The organism is Paenibacillus sp. P4_E11, from assembly GCF_056401635.1.
Genome location: NZ_JBFUIX010000589.1, coordinates 1 through 892 on the forward strand (window position 1 = coordinate 1; position 892 = coordinate 892).

1 protein-coding gene is annotated in these 892 nt (G+C 34.4%); it reads left to right on the plus strand.

Translation table 11 applies throughout. The features are described from left to right. Window positions 1-93: 93 nt before the first annotated feature. Window positions 94-843 carry a hypothetical protein gene (locus AC1DWB_RS36260; protein WP_477545887.1) on the plus strand — a complete coding sequence of 250 codons (750 nt, stop codon included), beginning with the start codon at window positions 94-96 and terminating at the stop codon, window positions 841-843. The last annotated feature ends 49 nt before the right edge of the window (window positions 844-892 follow it).

The window sequence follows — 892 nt, forward strand, 5'->3', positions numbered from 1 at the left end:
ACCTTATGCTTGGATGTTTACGAACTTCGTGAATACATTGTTAGGTGAAATAGTTGAAGTGCTTAAAAACTTTTGAAAGAGTGATAGCAGAGCATGCAAACTCAAGATATATTATCTAAAGCTAAGACGCTTCGCAATATGTATCTCGCAGGCTTACTCGGTGGTGAAATAATGCCGGAAGATGCCAATCCGTCATTACCTAAGGACTCAGCAACAAATTATCTATACTTTACTTTACCAATGGCATTGAATTATCAACGTAACTCTTATACCCTTTGGAAGTCCGCATTGAATGCTTATAAAGATCCAGAAACTCAGAGAATATTTGATCCGCATTATATTGTAACTATCAATGATACAAGATTACGTGAATTACTATTGAAACATAAAGTGGCCTTACAACCAATTAAACATTGTGATACATGGATGAGATTGTGTCAGACAATCTATAAACATTTTGACGGTGACATACGTAATTTGTTCAATTTATGTAATTGGAACGTTACTACCATATTGGAATACATTCAAAGATATCATAAAAAGGATTTTCCATATCTTTGCGGTCCAAAGATCTGTAATTACTGGCTATATGTAATAAGTAATTATACAGATGCTAAATTAGTTGGGACTGAAGCTTTATCAATTGCGCCAGACACACATGTAATACAAGCAACAATACAACTGGGATTGATTGATGATAAGGATATTAGTTCTAACAATATTTCAAATATTGTAAACCGGGCATGGAAAGAAATATTAAAGGATACTGATTTATCATTAATTGATTTACATACACCACTATGGTTATGGAGTCGTAACGGGTTTCAAGAATTGGTGGGTTAATTCGAGGATGTCAACTACTTCACTTAACACCATATTCACGCTTCGGGCC

What these genes read in the sequence shown, in the direction of transcription:
- AC1DWB_RS36260 (WP_477545887.1), top strand. Translation starts at nt 94, where the DNA reads ATGCAAACTCAAGATATATTATCTAAAGCTAAGACGCTTCGCAATATG.